Below are 17,831 nucleotides of genomic sequence, written 5' to 3'. Positions count from 1 at the left end.
AGCGAGCTAAGAAAGTTCTTGGCTGAGTTTAATTGCCAGTAAAATTTGCGCTGTTCACAATGGGGCAGGGTTCACTGCACTAATATCAATTCTCTCAATACCTGCTACATATAGAGCATCGACAATCCAATCCCATGGAGTCAGCGATCGCAGAACCGCTGTAGAGAGATGCAAGCTAAATCCCGTTTGAGGTCTTGCCAGACCCGCTCAATGGGGTTGACAATACAGCGGCTGAAAAATCAAGATGACCTTGTCAGGTATCGTCAGACTATCAGCCGTATGCGCTGCGGCATGATCCACCTGAATCACATTGTCAGAGTAAAAAGCGCTGGTAAAACGCTAGCTCTGCTATCAGCGTTGCTTCAATGGTACTGGCGTGGCGGAAGCCATGGCCTTCGGTGGCAAAGGTGTAGTACTCTACCGGAATGCCCTTGTCCTGGAGGGCGGCAACCATCTGTTCGGCTTGAGCGGGAGGAACCACCGTATCCTTTAGCCCTTGGAAGAAGATTACTGGACAGGTGAGGCGATCGGTGTGGTACAGGGGCGATCGCTGGCGATAGAGGTCTGCCCTCTCAGGGTAAGGGGCAATCAGGGAATCAAAATAGTGGGCTTCAAAGGCATGGGTGTCTTGGACGATCGCGATGAGATCGGCCACCCCATAGTAACTTGCCCCCACTCGAAACACGTTAGTGAACGTCAGGGCGCATAGTGTGGTAAAGCCTCCGGCACTACTGCCGCGAATGGCAAGGCGTTGACCATCGACTCGACCTTGGGCTACCAAAAATTGCGCTCCCGCCACGCAGTCCGCCACGTCCACAACTCCCCACTGTCCCCGCAGGCGATCGCGATAGGCACGTCCATAGCCGGTGCTGCCGCCATAATTGACATCTAAGACCGCAAAGCCACGACTCGTCCAAAACTGGGTGCGTAGATCTAAACCCGTACCACTAGCGACGGTTGGCCCCCCATGGCTTTTGACAATCAGAGGGGGCAAGATGCCGGCAGGGGCAGCATACTCGGGGTTACAGGGAGGATAGAAAAACCCGTAGGCAATGGCTCCTTCGCTACTGGGGAATTCAACAACCTCTGGTTGGGACAGCCACTCTTTTGGGAGGCTTGGTTCCTGGGACGGTAGAGGTAACCACTGCTGGTGCTGAAGATGAAAGCGGATCACTTGGGGGGGAGCTTGGGGACTGCTGCCAATAAAGGCAATTTGCTCAGCAGTCTCAGGGATTAGGGCGTGGATCTCGGTGTAGGGACACGCAAGGGTCTGCCAACTGCCATCCTTGAGGGAGACAAGAGCTAACCGCCACAGCCCGCGATCGCTATAGGTTAAGACGGCAGTTTCAGCGTTCACTAGGGCATAGGTGGACTGGCCAAAGACCCAAGGAGGCATCCCCGCATCGTAGGGAGCCTGCCATACGGGCTCGTGCACCCCCTCGCGATAGCGGTAGAGATTCCACCAACCACTGCGATCGCTCACGTAGTAGAGGGTCTCTCCCTGCCACTGAGGTTGCTGCACCGCTTCCGTTGCCCCACCCGCGATGCGGTAAGGGAGTCCAAGGGTACCATCCGCCGTGACGGTTGCCCCCCAGAGTTCACAGCTATCCCACGGCATCGCCGGAGGTGACCACTGCAACCACACTAAGGTCTGGCCACTAGGGCTAAAGCGGGGCGCGGCATAAAATCCAGCACCGTACACGAGGGGGGTGAGGTCTCCTGTGGGGGTGATAGCCACCAACTGCTGCTGCGTTGCTCCCTGCTCTAGGTGCTGCTCCTGAACACAGACAAGGCAACGACTCACCGGATGCACACAGCCATCGGCAAAGCGGCTATTGGCTGCCTGATAGAGAGGTTGGGGGATAGGCTGCTGCCTAGAGAGCCGATAAATCCCCTGATCTGCATCGTTGACTATGTAAATCTGATCACCGTGGCACCAATAGGCACCCCCACCGTACTCATTCACTCGCGATCGCGCACTGTAGGGAGGGATGAGAAGATCCTGCTGCTCGCTCACCAGAACCACCCGTCCTTGGTCTTGGGGACGGCGCTCTAGCCATAGGAGTCCGGCAGGGGTTGAACGTAAGTCACTGATCGCCGTGGCGGCAGCACTGACGCGCTCTGCCGTCAGAATGGAGTCCCATTGCCCGTAGGGCGCTGTCTGTACCATTAGGGAATATGTTCAAGGACAAGTTTTTGCCGTTTCACTGGCTCGGGAATGGTAATGGGGTACTGCCCCGTAAAACAGGCGGAACAAAAGCGATCGCCCGTATCGTAGGTGGCGCTAATCATCCCCTGCCAACTCAGGTAACTGAGGGAATCTACCCCAATTTGCTCAGCAATCTCGGCCACCGATTTGGTCGCGGCAATGAGTTGATCTTGGTTATCGGTATCAATGCCATAAAAACAGGGATGGGTCACCGGCGGTGAGGAAATACGCATATGCACTTCCACCGCGCCTGCATCCCGCAGTGCCTTGACAATTTTGCGACTGGTGGTGCCACGGACAATCGAATCATCCACAATGACCACTCGCTGCCCCATCAGCACATCCCGCAGGGGATTGAGCTTCATGCGAATACCCGACTCCCGCATGGACTGGGTGGGCTGGATAAACGTGCGGCCAACGTAGCGGTTTTTAATCAGCCCCTCGGCATAGGGAATCCCCGTGGCTTGGGAGAAGCCAATGGCTGCCGGTACCCCAGAGTCGGGGACAGCAATCACAACATCTGCGGCCACCGGTGCCTCGCGCCCTAACTGCTGGCCAAGACGTTGGCGATAGCTATAAAGGCTCTCGCTCTGCATGACGCTGTCGGGGCGGGCAAAATAAATCATTTCAAAAATACAGAGCTTGCGCTGTGACTCGGCCCAATGATGGCTACTGATGGTGCTGGCAGTAATATGGACAATTTCCCCAGGCTCCACATCGCGGATATAGTCTGCGCCAATAATATCTAGGGCACAGGTTTCAGAGGCTAGAACGTAGTGAGGATCAGCCCCAGGGGCTGAGAGGAGGCGGCCAATGACCAAGGGGCGAATACCATGGGGATCCCGCACACCAAAGAGACCGACAGGCGTGCCAATCACTAAGCTGTAGGCGCCTTGGCACTGCTGCACGGCAGAAACAATACCCTCCTGCCAGGTTTGACTGGTTTCTACCGCTTGAGCGATCGCCCAGGCAATGAGTTCTGAGTCTGTGGTGCTGGCTAATACGGCCGTGGGTTCACTACAGGCTAACACCTGCTCCCGCAGCGCATAGGTATTCACCAAATTGCCATTGTGCGCCAGGGCCAGCCAGCCAAGGCGAGTTTGCACCAAGACAGGTTGGGCATTGACAATACGGCTTGAACCCGTGGTGGAGTAGCGATTATGGCCTACCGCAATCTCGCCAGGTAATGTGTTGAGAATCTCCTCATCAAAGACTTGGGAGACTAACCCCATGTCCTTATGACAGTGCACGGTGTCACCCGCAAAGGTGGCGATACCTGCCGACTCCTGACCGCGGTGCTGTAGGGCGTAAAGGCCAAAGTAGGCAAGGCGGGCAACTTCGGCATTGGGGGCATACACCCCAAAAACACCACAGGCTTCTTCCGGTTTATCGGTCAGTTTTGAGTTAGTCATCTAGTCTAAGTACGTTGGCAGGGGCGATCGCCATGCGGCGGTCAACTCCTCCATCGTAACCTTGATAAGGGTGCAATTGTCACAGGTGTCAATGCACAATTCTGTCCCTTGAGCATTGACAATACCCAAGCGCGTCCAGTAGTCCGGCAAGTGCTCACTCAAATAGGCCTCCCACAGCACTTGTTGCGCTGGCGTAACAGAAACAAGGATACGCGCTCCCCCTTCCCCGAAAAGAACAGCATCCCAGCGCGGGTAAATCCCCTCCGGCAGTTGAATGCTTGCTCCCCGCTGGCCACTGAGGCAACATTCCGCAAGGGCAACGGCCAACCCTCCCTCACTCAGATCGTGGGCACTGGCCAGCCAGCCTTGATGAATGCCGTAACGACAGGCCGCCTGCACCTGCTGCTCTAGGTGCAAATCAATCTGCGGCGGGCAACCAGCAACACAGCCGTGCAGTTGGGCAAGATATTCCGATCCCCCTAACGTCACGCGGGGATCGCTAAGCGGTGTCGTCAGCGGCAAGCCCAATAGGTAAATGAGATCCCCACTGGTTTGCCACCCTTGACCGACCACCCGTGCCAGATCCGGAATCAACCCCACCATCCCCACCACTGGCGTAGGATAAATGGGCTGGGGTTGCCCGGTACTATCAATGGTTTCGTTATAGAGGGAGACATTGCCGCCAGTAACGGGGGTGTTGAAGGCACGGCAAGCGTCCGCCAAGCCCCGGCAGGCTTCCGCCAACTGCCAATAGCCCACCGGGGTTTCAGGGCTGCCAAAATTGAGGTTATCAGTAACGGCTAGGGGGTCTGCACCGACACAACTGAGGTTGCGGGCGGCTTCAGCCACGGCGGCTTTGCCCCCTTCGTAGGGGTCTAAATAGACATAACGACTAGGACAGTCCACCGTAGCTGCAATCCCTTTGTGGGTGCCCCGCAGGCGGATCACCGCTGCATCCGCATCCCCTGGGAAAACAAGGGTGTTATTTTGCACCTCGTGATCGTATTGGCGATATACCCACGCTTTGGAGGCCAAGCTAGGGGTACTTAGCAGCGTCAGGAGAACGTGCGACCACGATTGGCTAGGCAATGCTAACTGCTCTGGCTGCCACTGCCGTGCCTGTTGTACATAGGCTGGTGGGGCTGGGAGGCATTCGCGCGTATAGAGGGGTGTATCTTCGGCAAGGGCGCGGGCAGGCACTTCTGCTGCCACCTCACCCCGGTAGAGTACTCGCACCACCGGTTCGGCAATGACGTGACCCACCACAACCCCCTGTAGTCCCCAGCGGTGGAAGATAGCCAGCAACTCCTCTTCTCGACCCTTGGCCGCTACAAAGAGCATCCGTTCTTGCGATTCCGAGAGCAAAAACTCGTAGGGCACCATCCCCTGCTCTCGCACTGGCACCTTATCAAGATCGAGTTCAATGCCTACCCCTCCCTTAGCGGCCATCTCGGCGGTGGAGCAGGTCAAGCCCGCGGCTCCCATATCCTGGGCGGCTACAACCGCACCGCTTTGAAAGGCTTCAAGACAAGCTTCAATCAAGCACTTCTCTAGAAACGGGTCTCCGACTTGAACTGCGGGGCGATCGCCCATGGAGTCATCCGTTAGCTCGGCGCTGGCAAAACTGGCCCCCCCCATGCCATCCCGTCCAGTGGTAGAGCCAACATAGAGCACTGGGTTCCCCACACCGCTGGCACCGGATTTAACAATCTCTGGGGTTTCCATCAGTCCCAAGGCCATGGCATTCACCAGAGGATTGCCGCGGTAGCTGGGGTCAAAATAGACCTCGCCCCCTACGGTGGGCACCCCCACACAATTACCGTAGTGGGCAATGCCGGCCACCACCCCCTTGATAAGCTGTTGGGTTTTCGCCTCCTTCAGGTCACCAAACCGCAGCGCATTCAGCAGGGCAATGGGACGCGCCCCCATCGTAAAAATATCCCGCAGAATGCCCCCGACCCCCGTGGCGGCTCCCTGAAACGGTTCGATGGCTGAAGGGTGATTGTGGGACTCAATCTTAAAGGCCAAGCGAAGGCCATCTCCCAAATCCACCACACCAGCATTTTCCCCAGGCCCAACCAAGACCCGCTCTCCCTGAGTGGGGAACTGCTTGAGCAGGGGGCGAGAGTTCTTGTAGCAGCAGTGCTCTGACCACATCACCCCAAACATACCCAATTCGGCACGGTTGGGATGCCGCCCTAAACGGCGAACAATTTCATCGTATTCGTTAGGCTTCAGTCCTTCAGCGGCAATATCCGCATCCGTCACAAGGGGAGAGTGGCTCATCAGCTATCTCATATCTCAGAGGCTATGTTTTGATTGTGCCATGGGTGGCAGAACAGCACGAACCATTTCAACTCAGGCCATTTGTCAAGTGTCGTAGCAAATCTTTACATTAGTTCATGTGGAATCGCTAACTTTAATTGCATCTTGACCACATCACCCCCGCATCTAAAGGGAGGGACGTAAAGTAGAGATTATAAAGAAAATCTTAAAGGAGAGTGACGATGACCCCCTCTCTACTACGGCAGTTTTGGTATTTTGTCGAGCAGACTCAGGTGGGGATTTTGCTCAGTTTAGATGATTGTGCATTGCAGCGATGGCTCCTCAACCATTTTAGTGATACCTATCCCCTTGAACAGAGCCAACGGTCTCATCTGGAAACTTATATTTCATCACGGTTGATGCTGATTCGCGACATGGTTGGCGATCGCCCCTAGCGCATTACACTCTCGAGCCACAGCATGACATCTTCTGACAACTCCTACCCAGTGATCCTCAACCAGTTTTGTGTTAAGACCCTTGAGGAGGAGGCACGACTCCTTTATCCATTCACGTGCCGGTGGCAGCAGAATCCTGAACTGGGTTCTGAGTGCCCTTTTATACGCTAGTGCCCGGAGGAGGCCATGACTCACCTTCATGTGAACTAGAGCTATCCGTGGGAAATGACAAGTGCTCTGGATTTTCAATGCTTGTGGTGGGGGTTTCTTCGTCGCTGTTGTCGGGAATGTCATTGATGAGATCTACCGCTGATGCAGGGGTTTCCTCTACCTCTAAATCCGCTAAACCCGCAGACTCGTCAGTGACGGGGGTTGATACTGGCGTGTTCTCCGGAGCATCCGCTAGCTCTGCACGCTCTGGGTCTGGGGTGGCCGGTGGCTGTTCTGGCTCACTGGGTGGTGCGGCTGTTGCTGCTGTGGATGGTGAGTCTTCAACAGTTGACTCTGCTGGTGCGTCTGCGGTTGGGGACACTGTCTCAACATTCGTGGGTAAGGTGCTGCTGGCTTGGCTTTCGCTCCACAAGTCCTCCTTCATATCAGAACTTGTATCCATCAGCGGCTCTGAGCTGGGAGCAGTAGGTGGTGCAGCGGCTATCCCTTTGTCTTTGTCCTTTGCTACGGCACCACTGAATAGACGTTGGACACGGTCTTTGATCTGGGTTAGCGTACCTTCTGGAAGCAATGTTTGAATGCGTTGCCAGAGCGCTTTTGCCTTTTGGGTATCGGTGCGATCGCTAGGGTGGGTCAGTTGCCAGCGGTACTGAAAGGTTTGCCAACCAAACCAGAGAATTAGGGCAACCCCTGCGGTAGTACCCAAAAGTAAACCACCATTGACACGATCGCCGTAGATCCACAAGGTCAAGGCAAAAAAGAGACCGGCACCACTGGCTGCCAAATCAAACTTACGGTACAACTCTGGCAAAAAGAACCCGGATAAGTACAAGCCTAAACTGGCGATCGCCAGACTCCAAGCCAGTAGATTTGTTAGCATTCCCAGTCCTCAGCAAGATAACGGCGGCTGCACCCCCTAGTCGCACATTGGGGGTCTTAACCTTCTACCTTACACCGCAGTGAATTCACCTCTGCAAGAATTTATTCTTGTGATTGTCCACGGATTTCGAGCAGAATAAGGGGTTGCCGCCTCGACGACGCACCGGAGGCAATGAGCGCCACACGTATGGTCTGAAGATGCAAGTTGCTATAGTACAACAGATGCTTTTGCACTCAAGGGTATGGCTAAGGCGGAACTGGCTGCTAACTTAACGATTCAGTGGGTCAATGCCATTGCAAAGGTGCCCCAAGAGCAATGGGATGCCCTTGCGTTGCCTCTCAAGACCCCTTTTTTTGAGTGGGAGTGGCTCCATCAAATTGAGGCATCCGGCAGCGCAACACCCCAAACGGGGTGGTTACCGCACCATTTACTGGTGTGGCAAGAGACACCCCAAAAGAATCGTGAATTAGTAGCGGCAGCGCCCCTCTACATCAAAGGCCATAGTCAAGGGGAGTTTGTTTTTGATCATCAGTGGGCCGACCTAGCGGAACGGCTGGGGGTGCGTTACTATCCGAAGCTGTTGGGTATGGCACCCTTCACCCCCGCAGAAGGCTATCGTTTTTTGATGGCTGCCGAGGCGGATGTGGCCTTCCTTACGAAGGTGATGCTCCACGAAATCGATCGCCTTTGTGCCCATCATCGTCTGTCTGGTTGCCATTTTCTCTACGTGGATCCGCAGTGGATGCCCTACGCCACAGCCTATGGCTATCAGCCATGGCTACACCACAGTTACATCTGGCACAATCACAACTACCAGACGTTTGCGGACTACTTAGCGGCTTTTAATGCCAACCAACGCCGTAATATCAAGCGGGAGCGCAAGGCCGTTGCCCAAGCGGAACTGACCTTTCGGGTCCACCATGGCAATGACGTTACTGGGCGGCTGTTGCGGCAAATGTACGATTTCTATGCCGATACCTGCGACAAATTTGGCTGGTGGGGCAGCAAGTATCTCACCCGAGATTTTTTTGAAGCCCTCAGCGATCGCTATCAGCACCGCCTAGTGTTGTTTGCCGCCTACCCAAGCCAAGGAGGCCACCAGCCTACGGCCATGTCCTTTTGTGTCACCAAGGGAGATCAGCTTTACGGTCGCTACTGGGGCACACGGCAAGATATTGACTGCTTGCACTTTAGTACCTGCTACTACGAACCGATTGAGTGGGCGATCGCCAACGGTATCCAGCGGTTTGATCCCGGCGCTGGCGGCAGCCACAAGAAACGCCGCGGCTTTCCGGCAACGCCCAACTACAGCCTCCATCGATTTTATGAGCCGCGCCTTGCCCAGATCTTTGATCACTACCTTGACCACATGAATGCCGCAGAGCAAGACCGCATTGAAGCCATCAATAGCGAATTACCAATGAAACAACGTTGACATCCTCTCCACCCAAATCAAAGATTATGCATGGAGACAGAAATATTGAAAGTCGATACATAAACAGCGATGCAGTATTGAACAAGTTAGTTGAGCAGAACCATTAAGTTTTGAGCGAATTCGAGGGATCAAGAGCAGTTTACAATCAAGCAATCACAACAGTTGTTGACATAGTCCCCATGCCTGCTGGCTTGCTTCCGCGTAGCGGTAGGCAGGGGCGTTACCCTAGCCGCCAAAGAGACCCCCTAAAAAGTTTTCAAGGCCGCCTTTCCCAAGGCGCTCACCACGAATCTTCGCTAATTTTTCTAGAAGTTCTCGTTCCTCATGGCTAATACGGGTAGGAATTTCCACCTCAATTGTAATTAAGTGATCGCCCCGCGCCACCGGATTACCCACCCGTGGTACCCCATGACCTTCCAAGGTAAGCACTGTTCCTGGTTGGGTTCCGGCTGGAATGGTTAGCTCTGCCTCACCATCCACAGTGCTAACCATGACCCGACACCCTAGAATCGCTTGCAAGTAGCTAATTTTAAGCCGTGAAAGAATGTTGTTGCCATCTCGTTGAAACTCGGGATCAGGCTCTACAAACAAGTAAACGTACAGATCCCCTGCAGGCCCACCGCGTTGACCAGCATCCCCTTCCCCCGACACCCGCAACCGCGTACCGGTATCAACCCCTGCTGGAATTGTAATCTTTAACTTTTTACTGACTTGAATATGTCCTTGGCCACCACAGGCCTCGCACCGATCTTCCACCATCGAGCCAGACCCCCCACAGGTGGGACAGGTGCTCAACTGGGTGAAACTCCCAAAGGGGGTGCGGGTTGAGCGTCGAACTTGACCCACACCGTTACAAGTACTACAGGTAACAGGGCGAGTGCCAGGCTTGGCACCACTGCCTTTGCAGGCTTGACAGGTTTCTAGATGATTGACGCGAATTTCTTTTTCGCCACCAAAAATAGCTTCTCGAAAGTCCAACCTCAAGTCGTAGCGCAGGTCATCGCCACGGGTTGGCCCCGGACGGCGACGACCCGTTGTACCGACCCCTGTGCCAAAGCCGCCAAAGAAGGTTTCAAAAATATCGGCAAAGCCTCCCATATCGCCAACGCCAAAGTCACTGAAGCCAGCTGCTCCAGTCACTCCGGCCTCCCCAAAGCGATCGTAGTTGGCGCGGGCTTGGGGATCCGACAATACCTCGTAGGCGCGGTTGATTTCCTTAAAGGTTTCCTCAGCGCCTGCCTCTTTATTGACGTCGGGGTGATATTTACGGGCTAGACGCCGATAAGCTCGCTTTAATTCCTCGGCATCGGCAGAACGCGAGACACCCAATATCTCATAGAAATCACGAGCCATAGCCACAGTTACCTAAATTAATCAACAGCTTCATAATCTGAAACAACCGTATCTTCATTATCGCTGATTACTGTGGCATCACTATCTAAAACTTGGGTTGCTTGGGAGCTAATGGTTGATCCGCCTGCCATTGTAGGGGTAGGTGCCATGACGGATCCCCCGGCAGTTTGTTGATAAACCACGGTGCCAAGGGTTACCAACGCCTGCTGGAGTACCTCCATGCGTTTGCGAATTTCATCGGGGGTGATGCTGTCATCCACCATGGCTGCCTTCATACTTTGCACTGCTGGCTCAATGCGCGATCGCAGATCTGCAGGCAAGCTAATACCGTGGTTTTTCAGGGTTGACTCGTAGCTGTAAAGCAGGGCGTCTGCTTGGTTGCGCAGTTCTGCCACTTGTTTTTTTATTTCGTCAGCCTGAGCATAGATTGCGGCTTCTTGGCGCATCCGCTCAATTTCCATGCTGCTGAGGCCGCCACGGTTGGTAATGCGAACACTCTGTTGGCGACCTGTGGCTTTATCAACCGCTGAAACACTGAGAATGCCATTGGCATCAATATCAAAGGTGACATCGATTTGGGGCACACCTCGGGGAGCAGGGGGGATGCCCGTTAATTCAAAACAGGCCAGTTGCTTATTGTCCCGGGCAATGGGGCGCTCTCCTTGGAAGACAGCAATTTCAACCACGGTTTGACCATCCGCTGCCGTTGAAAAGCTTTGGGTTTTGCTGGTGGGCAGAGTCGTATTGCGATCAATGATTTTTGTGAATACGCCGCCCAAGGTTTCTAAACCTAGGGAAAGGGGGGTCACATCCAGCAGCAGTAAGTCTTTAACCGTGGTTTCCTTGCCAAGAATTCCCCCTTGGATGGCGGCACCAACAGCAACGGCTTCGTCAGGGTTGACGGAGCGATCGGCGGGCTTGCCACAAAACTGTTTCACTAACTCTTGGATGGCTGGGATGCGGGTTGAGCCACCTACCAAGAGGACGCGATCGATATCCTCAACGGTGAGACCGGCATCGGCAAGTGCCTGCTGCATTGGCTCAAGGGTTGCTTGAATCAGGTGTGCCGAAAGCTCTTCAAATTTACTGCGGGTGAGTTCAATTTCAAGGTGCTTCGGTCCGGTTTCATCCGCTGTAATAAAGGGGAGGTTAATGGAGGTGCAAAGGGTACCAGATAGCTCGACTTTGGCTTTTTCAGCGGCTTCGCGCAATCGCTGTAGTGCCATCTTATCGCTGGACAGATCAATGCCTTCTTGTTCTTTGAAGGTTGCCAGCAGCCAGTCTAGAATACACTCGTCAAAGTTATCGCCCCCGAGGTGGTTGTTACCAGCAGTGGCGCAGACTTCAAAAACGCCGTCCCCTAGCTGGAGAATAGACACATCAAAGGTGCCACCCCAAGGTCAAAGACAAGAATTTTTTGATCTTGATCCTGTTTGTCAACACCATAGGCTAGGGCGGCAGCAGTGGGTTCGTTGATGATCCGCATGACTTCAAGGCCGGCGATCGCCCCAGCATCTTTGGTGGCTTGGCGCTGGGCATCACTAAAGTAGGCAGGCACAGTAATGACTGCTTGGGTCACAGTCTCCCCCAAGTACGCTTCTGCATCTTGCTTGAGTTTCTGCAGCACCATGGCCGAAATTTCTTGGGGTGTGTAGGTGCGATCGCGAATTTGCACATCCACCGTACCGTCACGCCCCGGAACACAGGTATAGGGCACTCGTGCCCGTTCCGGAGCAGTTTCGTCCCAGCGACGACCGATAAAGCGCTTAATACTAAACACGGTATTTTCAGCATTGGTCACCGCTTGGCGCTTCGCAAGCTGACCAACAAGACGATCGCCCGATTTACCAAAAGCAACGATACTTGGTGTTGTTCGACCACCTTCAGCGCTGGGAATGACAACTGGGTTACCCCCTTCTAAAACAGCCACACAACTGTTTGTGGTTCCGAGGTCAATGCCAATGACTTTACCCATAGCCGCAAATGAGTTATTTCCGAAATCTGTTTTCCAAGACCAAGTAATGACTTCGACCCAGCGAAATTCATCTTTACCTGTTATATTGCCCCAATAATGATGCTATGGTAGCACCCTAATCCTGAAAAATGATATTTACTAGGAATCTTGCTGAACTGTAACACCTGTTACCACCGAGTGCCGGATCAGCGCCACTTGCACTCGGTTGTCTCCTAACGCTTCAATGGCTACAGCAACCCCAGGACCAAAGAATGTTTCCATTTTCAGTTGCTTAGACTGCCAGACCTCAAGGGGAACCGCCGGCGAATCAAACTCTAAAATTAAGGTGTAGGCTCCATTTCTCAAGGCTTCCGCGATCGCCACCAAAACTGGACGCTCATCCTCCGACGGACTCAGTCCCAAACTAGCCAACGTACTGTCTAGATGTGCCTCTTGGCCATAGCGATAGCGAGTCACATCCTTGCGAATTTGTGTTTGTGTTGGCGTTGCCTGCGATCGCGCAGCAATTACCTCAGCCGTCGGTAGCTCACGGTAGGGGACAGGTTTAAGTTCTGCAGCCTTCAGTGCCAGCCCCCCCAATAGCAACGGCACACCATAAAAGAACCCAGCGAGATTGAGAGTGGCATTCCCAGTTGCATAGGCAACGACCCCCACCACTGTCAGCAGCGAACCAACAAGTAAGCCAACGGTGCCCAAGGAAAATGAACCTAGCATAGTCTTCAGTTGTGACCCTAACGGTAGTTCGTAAATTGTAATGGCACCGGATAGTCTGCCCCCTTTAAGCGTTGAATTACCGCTTGCAAGTCATCCTTAGATTTAGCTGTAACCCTTAGGGTATCTCCTTGAATTGAGGCTTGCACCTTCTTAAACTCAGTCCGAATGAGCTTACTAATTTCCTTCGCCAGCTCAGGATTAATACCCCTACGCAATTGAATGACTTGCTTGACACGGCTACCGCTAGCCGTCTCCACCGCACCATAGTCAAATATTTTTAGAGAAAGTTGCCGTTTGGCAGCCTTCTGCTGCAAGATTGTATGCACTGCTGTGAGCGTAAACTCACTATCAGTTTGAATAGTCAGCCCCTCCTTGGTCAGTTCCACCGTCGTTTTGGTGTCTTTAAGATCGTAGCGAGTCTTAATTTCTCGTTCCGTTTGATCAACGGCATTGACCAACTCTTGCCAGTCAAAATCACTCACAACATCAAAGGAAAACGTACTTGCCATGCCTAGGGTTTGGGGTTAACTTTACCAATCACTTCTAATTTACCGTCCTTCGTCACCTGCCAAATGTCATAGACCCCAACCACATCGCCGTTTTCATCAATATCCACATTACCACTCGCCCCTTGGTAGTTGATTTCCTTGCCCTCCCGCAGCAGGGCTAGGGCTTTACAAACATCATCCACCTCTTCCCCTGGGCCGTTAGCGACCTCCCGCAACTTAGAGCGAATCCCTTCGCCGGTATTGGCTTTAGCGGCCTGAGCCGCCAGAACAAGTAAGGCGGCAGCATCCCACGCTTGAGCGGCAAAGGCAGGTAACTCTCCCCCTTTTTTGGTACGCCAGAGTTCTTGCAAGGCAGCTAAGGCTTGGCCATCAGCACCGGGCACAGTGCCCTTGGCTCCAGCAATAATATACGTGCCATCGGGAGTGCGCCCCACCTGTTCTGGAAAACTGTCAGATTTCACCCCATCCGTGAGCAAAATAGCCACATTTTGGGTGAGTCCTTGCTCAAAGGCTGACTTGAGAAGTAGGCTACCCGTCTCCGGATATAAAATAGCGACAACAGCATCAGGGTTGCCAGCAAAGGCAGCGGCTGCTTCTGTAGTGAAGGTGGTTGAGCGCTCATCATAGCGGGTAGGACGGGCTTCATTGACCACAGTGCCCCCCAGCGCCTTGAACGCGCGGGTAAATTCCTGCTCAAAGCTGCGGCCATAGTCATTGTTGATAACGACCGTAGAAACCCGCTTGAACCCCTGATCTTTCGCTAGCTGCGCCAAGGCTTGAGCTTGATAGTTATCAGGCGGCGCAGTGCGTGCCCAGTAACCATTAAAGTCTCCTTTTTTGGCGCGCTCGGTCAGTAAGGTGCTGGTACTACCTGGCGACACTAGCATTACTTGCCCACGGGTGGCAATGTCCGCAGCAGCATTAGAGACACTACTACCAAAGGAGCCAACCACACCAGCAACACGATCAATTTCTACCAGTTTTGTCATAGCCTCTGCGCCCGACGCTGGGCTCGACTGATCGTCAGCCGCAATCAACGTTACCGGTTGGCCATTGACACCGCCACAGGCATTAACGGTTTCCACCAGCAGCGGAACTGTCTCGGCAATAGGGGTACCTACGGAGGCCAAGTCTCCGGTTGAGGGCAGTAGCGAACCAATGCGCAGGCCATCACTTGCAGAACCAGTCGTTGTGTTCGTATTTTCACAGGCACCGACCCCAAGAAGAAGGAGCACACCGGCAACAATTTTGATCCATGCCCACGATTGCGGTTGAGCCATAGTCGTTCACTCTTCACAGTTTGCAAGCATCGTACTCCAAGCAGGGGTTCATTTCAACCTGACCCTTGCAACAGTAAAACGAGGCGCGTTATCTGTGGGATAACCGCCCCGATCTTATCTCTTCGTTAACGTGTTTTAGGTGTTGCCCTAAGGTGCCTTACGTCGAAGGGCGCACTTGCCGGGCCATCGCCAAAAAGCTTGCCATGTTAGCCCCCGGACGACGGCGAGCAAATTGGGTATAGGGTCGCGATGACACCTCACTCGCTGTAGCCTGTGCAGGAGCCGGAGCAGCGGGCGGTGGCTCTACAGCAGCCGCGGCAGCCACGGGTGCAGGGTCTGGTTTGGGGGTGGCGACAGCAGGGCTTGGCTCGGGTGCCGCCACTGGCGTTGGTGACGGAGCGGTTGGTTCTAGCTCAACGTAGAATTCCCCCTTCTTTCCGAGTCCTAAGAGTTTGCCAAGGGCGGCAAAAAGACCAAAAATGGCACCAAAGAGTTTTTTCAACAGACCCATGCGATAACCCTCCTAAGCGGTTGTGTACTATTGAGGTCAAGCTAAAATTCAAGTATTTTAGGTCACACAGCTGGTTACTGCCCCTTGCTGTTGACGGTTACTTGCTATTATCCGATGGGCGGTAGCCGCAAGCAACCAACATCTGGCGGCAAGACAAGGAGATTGTTGCGAAATGTGGAAACTCTGAGAGGCGTTGTGTTACATTTTTCAAAGTAAAGCAGCGGTTTCTCAGGACTAATCTCTGTTATGAATAAAGTTTACGACTGGTTTGAGGAACGCCTCGAAATTCAGGCGATCGCCGATGACATCAGCAGTAAATACGTTCCACCTCATGTCAACATTTTTTACTGTCTTGGTGGCATTACGCTGACCTGTTTCTTGGTGCAGTTTGCGACGGGCTTTGCGATGACCTTTTATTACAAGCCCACCGTCGCTGAAGCATTTACCTCAGTGCAGTACATCATGAATGAGGTGAATTTTGGCTGGTTGATTCGCTCGATCCACAAGTGGTCCGCCAGCATGATGGTGTTGATGATGATTCTGCACGTCTTCCGAGTGTATTTGACCGGTGGCTTTAAGAAGCCCCGTGAACTGACCTGGGTAACAGGCGTAGTTTTAGCGGTGATCACCGTCAGTTTTGGGGTGACTGGCTATTCGTTACCTTGGGATCAAGTGGGCTATTGGGCGGTAAAAATTGTTTCCGGTATTCCAGCAGCCATCCCCGTGGTCGGCGACCAATTGGTAGAGCTGATGCGTGGCGGTGAAAGCGTTGGCCAAGCCACCTTAACTCGCTTCTACAGCCTACACACCTTTGTGTTACCTTGGTCGATCGCTGTTTTTATGCTCATGCACTTCCTGATGATTCGGAAGCAGGGCATTTCTGGCCCCCTCTAAAACGCAATTGACGATGGTTGAGCATAACGAAATGTAACGTCGCCAGCCCTACGTGGCGTCGGAACTTGTTATGCTCCAAGTACACTCCCCCTTGCTAACCCTTAGGAGAACAACGGTTCTATGGCAAAAGTTTTGAAAAAGCCTGATTTAGCAAATCCGGCATTACGGGCAAAGCTCAAAAAAGGTATGGGCCATAACTACTATGGCGAGCCTGCGTGGCCCAATGATCTGTTGTACATTTTCCCTGTTGTGATCATGGGCACGATCGCCTTGATAATTGGTTTGGCAGTGATGGATCCCGCCATGATCGGTGAACCTGCGGATCCCTTTGCAACGCCGTTGGAGATTTTGCCAGAGTGGTATCTCTATCCAACGTTCCAAATTTTCCGTGTTGTCCCTAACAAGCTGTTGGGGGTGCTCATGAATGCGACGATTCCGCTGGGGCTAATGCTGATTCCTTTCATAGAGAGCATTAACAAGTTCCAGAACCCCTTTCGTCGGCCAGTGGCGATGACAGTGTTTCTGTTTGGCACGGTCGTGACCCTTTGGCTGGGCATTGGTGCTGCTTTCCCCCTAGATAAGTCTCTAACCTTGGGTCTGTTTTAGATCAACATAGATCGATTCAAAGCTATAGAGTCGCATCTAGTGTGAACTAGGTGCGATTTATTTTGTCGTCTAGACGGGAAAACCGGCACCGTAACCACTAGGATCAGAAATCGATTGACTTCTCCCCTCCTTGAAAGAGAGGGGATTCCCAAAGGATGCTACGCAACGGGCTGAAGCCGCGTTGCTTCGCTTTTCCCTTGAGCTGTCACCCACAACTTAATGCGGGTGGGGGCAGTCAAAGACCCCCTACTCACCTCAAGCATTTCTGCTATTGGGACTACGTTTATGTTTCGGTTCGTGGTTTCGCGCTTTTCAACACTAGCCAATTCGATACGCTCAACATCCTGCCATTGCTTGCAGTGGTTTAGGCTTGCCGCCAAAGCGGTAGTGACTTACTTGCCGGGATTTCTCCGTACTAGGATGTTTCTTCGCGTAGTTGATACGCCTACTTTCCACGTCTCTAGTTTAACACATAGAGAGGGCTAAAGCCCCCTGAGTTGGCTGTATCCCCTCGCTAAAGCGGAGGGGTTTTAGCCCGCCCACATCACTCCTATAAAGCTTTGGGCGAGGGCGATCGCCGCCGGATTAATCTCGTGACCCATGGGGAGGGGATGGAAGCGAACCGGAACATTGGCAGCGGCTAAGTGGCGGTAACTGGCTTGGGCGATGGCAAAGGGTACCACCGGATCCGCAGTGCCATGAATCATCAGTACAGGTGGACAGGGCGATCGCGGTGTGGGGGGCGCACAAGATAGCCACTAAAGACAATTAAGCCGGCAAAGGGGAACTGTAACCCCAGTGAAAGGGTGAGGGCACCCCCCTGGGAAAACCCGGCCAGAATTGTGCGGCTGAGGTCAATGGGCAGTTCCTCAAACCACTGTGAGAGCATTGCTTCACTAGTGGCTAAATCCGTTGCCCGATCGTCGAGTAGCAAGGACTCCGAGGCACCGTCGTGCTGACTGAGGTCGTACCACATCCGCCCCTCCGTAACGTAGGGGTGGGGAAAGGGAGCGTCCGCCGCATAGGCTTGATAGGTGGGGGCGAGCACAGAGGCAAGGGGTAACAGGTCTGCGGCATTGGCACCCCAGCCGTGGAGCAATAATAGGGTGCGATCGGCCGTTGTTGGCGGATCAGGCGCACAACGGTAGCGCAGGGCAGCCAT

15 protein-coding genes and 1 pseudogene are annotated in these 17,831 nt (G+C 53.6%); 4 read left to right on the top strand and 12 right to left on the bottom strand.

Annotated features, from left to right (window positions below):
- Positions 1 to 313: 313 nt before the first annotated feature.
- From BRW62_RS02550 to purL, 3 genes are read right to left on the bottom strand one after another with little or no spacing between them, the layout of a single operon-like run.
- Positions 314 to 2,170 carry a S9 family peptidase gene (locus tag BRW62_RS02550; protein WP_099798154.1) on the bottom strand — a complete coding sequence of 619 codons (1,857 nt, stop codon included), beginning with the start codon at positions 2,168 to 2,170 and terminating at the stop codon, positions 314 to 316.
- Complete coding sequence (purF, locus tag BRW62_RS02545; RefSeq protein ID WP_099798153.1) at positions 2,170 to 3,621, bottom strand: amidophosphoribosyltransferase; 1,452 nt, start codon at positions 3,619 to 3,621, stop codon at positions 2,170 to 2,172. Before purF ends, BRW62_RS02550 begins: the two co-directional genes overlap by 1 nt.
- Complete coding sequence (purL, locus tag BRW62_RS02540; protein ID WP_099798152.1) at positions 3,622 to 5,907, bottom strand: phosphoribosylformylglycinamidine synthase subunit PurL; 2,286 nt, start codon at positions 5,905 to 5,907, stop codon at positions 3,622 to 3,624.
- A 221-nt stretch (positions 5,908 to 6,128) separates the two neighbouring features.
- Between purL and BRW62_RS02535 the strand changes: the two genes are divergently transcribed.
- Positions 6,129 to 6,341: a hypothetical protein gene (locus tag BRW62_RS02535; RefSeq protein WP_099798151.1), complete on the top strand. Its 213-nt coding sequence runs from the start codon at positions 6,129 to 6,131 to the stop codon at positions 6,339 to 6,341.
- A gap of 160 nt (positions 6,342 to 6,501) precedes the next feature.
- On the opposite strand, the gene BRW62_RS02530 is transcribed toward BRW62_RS02535, so the two are convergent.
- On the bottom strand, positions 6,502 to 7,392 hold the full coding sequence (locus BRW62_RS02530) for a Ycf66 family protein (RefSeq protein WP_099798150.1): 891 nt from the start codon (positions 7,390 to 7,392) through the stop codon (positions 6,502 to 6,504).
- A 241-nt stretch (positions 7,393 to 7,633) separates the two neighbouring features.
- Between BRW62_RS02530 and BRW62_RS02525 the strand changes: the two genes are divergently transcribed.
- Positions 7,634 to 8,827, top strand: coding sequence for a GNAT family N-acetyltransferase (locus BRW62_RS02525; protein WP_099798149.1), 1,194 nt, complete (start codon positions 7,634 to 7,636; stop codon positions 8,825 to 8,827).
- Between the two features lie 225 nt (positions 8,828 to 9,052).
- Here the strand turns inward: BRW62_RS02525 and dnaJ are convergent, their stop codons facing one another.
- The 6 genes and pseudogenes from dnaJ to BRW62_RS02495 all read right to left on the bottom strand — a co-directional run bounded on the left by dnaJ (position 9,053) and on the right by BRW62_RS02495 (position 15,169).
- Positions 9,053 to 10,180 (bottom strand): molecular chaperone DnaJ, encoded by a 1,128-nt coding sequence (gene dnaJ, locus BRW62_RS02520; RefSeq protein ID WP_198406121.1) that lies wholly within the window; start codon positions 10,178 to 10,180, stop codon positions 9,053 to 9,055.
- A 17-nt stretch (positions 10,181 to 10,197) separates the two neighbouring features.
- A pseudogene (gene dnaK, locus BRW62_RS02515) lies at positions 10,198 to 12,155 on the bottom strand (molecular chaperone DnaK).
- 138 nt (positions 12,156 to 12,293) lie between these two features.
- Positions 12,294 to 12,869 carry a DUF2854 domain-containing protein gene (locus BRW62_RS02510; protein ID WP_099798147.1) on the bottom strand — a complete coding sequence of 192 codons (576 nt, stop codon included), beginning with the start codon at positions 12,867 to 12,869 and terminating at the stop codon, positions 12,294 to 12,296.
- Between the two features lie 17 nt (positions 12,870 to 12,886).
- Positions 12,887 to 13,378 (bottom strand): YajQ family cyclic di-GMP-binding protein, encoded by a 492-nt coding sequence (locus tag BRW62_RS02505; protein ID WP_099798146.1) that lies wholly within the window; start codon positions 13,376 to 13,378, stop codon positions 12,887 to 12,889.
- A 2-nt stretch (positions 13,379 to 13,380) separates the two neighbouring features.
- Entirely contained in the window at positions 13,381 to 14,658 is a 1,278-nt protein-coding gene (locus BRW62_RS02500; protein WP_099798145.1) for an ABC transporter substrate-binding protein, read from the bottom strand.
- A gap of 157 nt (positions 14,659 to 14,815) precedes the next feature.
- Positions 14,816 to 15,169 carry a hypothetical protein gene (locus tag BRW62_RS02495; RefSeq protein WP_099798144.1) on the bottom strand — a complete coding sequence of 118 codons (354 nt, stop codon included), beginning with the start codon at positions 15,167 to 15,169 and terminating at the stop codon, positions 14,816 to 14,818.
- A 246-nt stretch (positions 15,170 to 15,415) separates the two neighbouring features.
- Between BRW62_RS02495 and petB the strand changes: the two genes are divergently transcribed.
- Positions 15,416 to 16,063, top strand: coding sequence for a cytochrome b6 (gene petB / locus BRW62_RS02490; RefSeq protein ID WP_099798143.1), 648 nt, complete (start codon positions 15,416 to 15,418; stop codon positions 16,061 to 16,063).
- A gap of 120 nt (positions 16,064 to 16,183) precedes the next feature.
- Positions 16,184 to 16,669 carry a cytochrome b6-f complex subunit IV gene (petD, locus tag BRW62_RS02485; protein ID WP_099798142.1) on the top strand — a complete coding sequence of 162 codons (486 nt, stop codon included), beginning with the start codon at positions 16,184 to 16,186 and terminating at the stop codon, positions 16,667 to 16,669.
- 530 nt (positions 16,670 to 17,199) lie between these two features.
- On the opposite strand, the gene BRW62_RS14560 is transcribed toward petD, so the two are convergent.
- Both BRW62_RS14560 and BRW62_RS02480 read right to left on the bottom strand, forming a co-directional pair.
- Positions 17,200 to 17,376: an alpha/beta hydrolase gene (locus BRW62_RS14560; RefSeq protein ID WP_250644950.1), complete on the bottom strand. Its 177-nt coding sequence runs from the start codon at positions 17,374 to 17,376 to the stop codon at positions 17,200 to 17,202.
- Entirely contained in the window at positions 17,376 to 17,831 is a 456-nt protein-coding gene (locus BRW62_RS02480; RefSeq protein WP_250644949.1) for an alpha/beta hydrolase, read from the bottom strand. The genes BRW62_RS14560 and BRW62_RS02480 overlap by 1 nt, the downstream gene beginning before the upstream one ends.

It is taken from the genome of Thermostichus lividus PCC 6715 (assembly GCF_002754935.1).
In the GTDB taxonomy this organism is placed as follows: domain Bacteria; phylum Cyanobacteriota; class Cyanobacteriia; order Thermosynechococcales; family Thermosynechococcaceae; genus Thermosynechococcus; species Thermosynechococcus lividus.
This window is presented reverse-complemented; position numbering and strand designations above follow the sequence as displayed.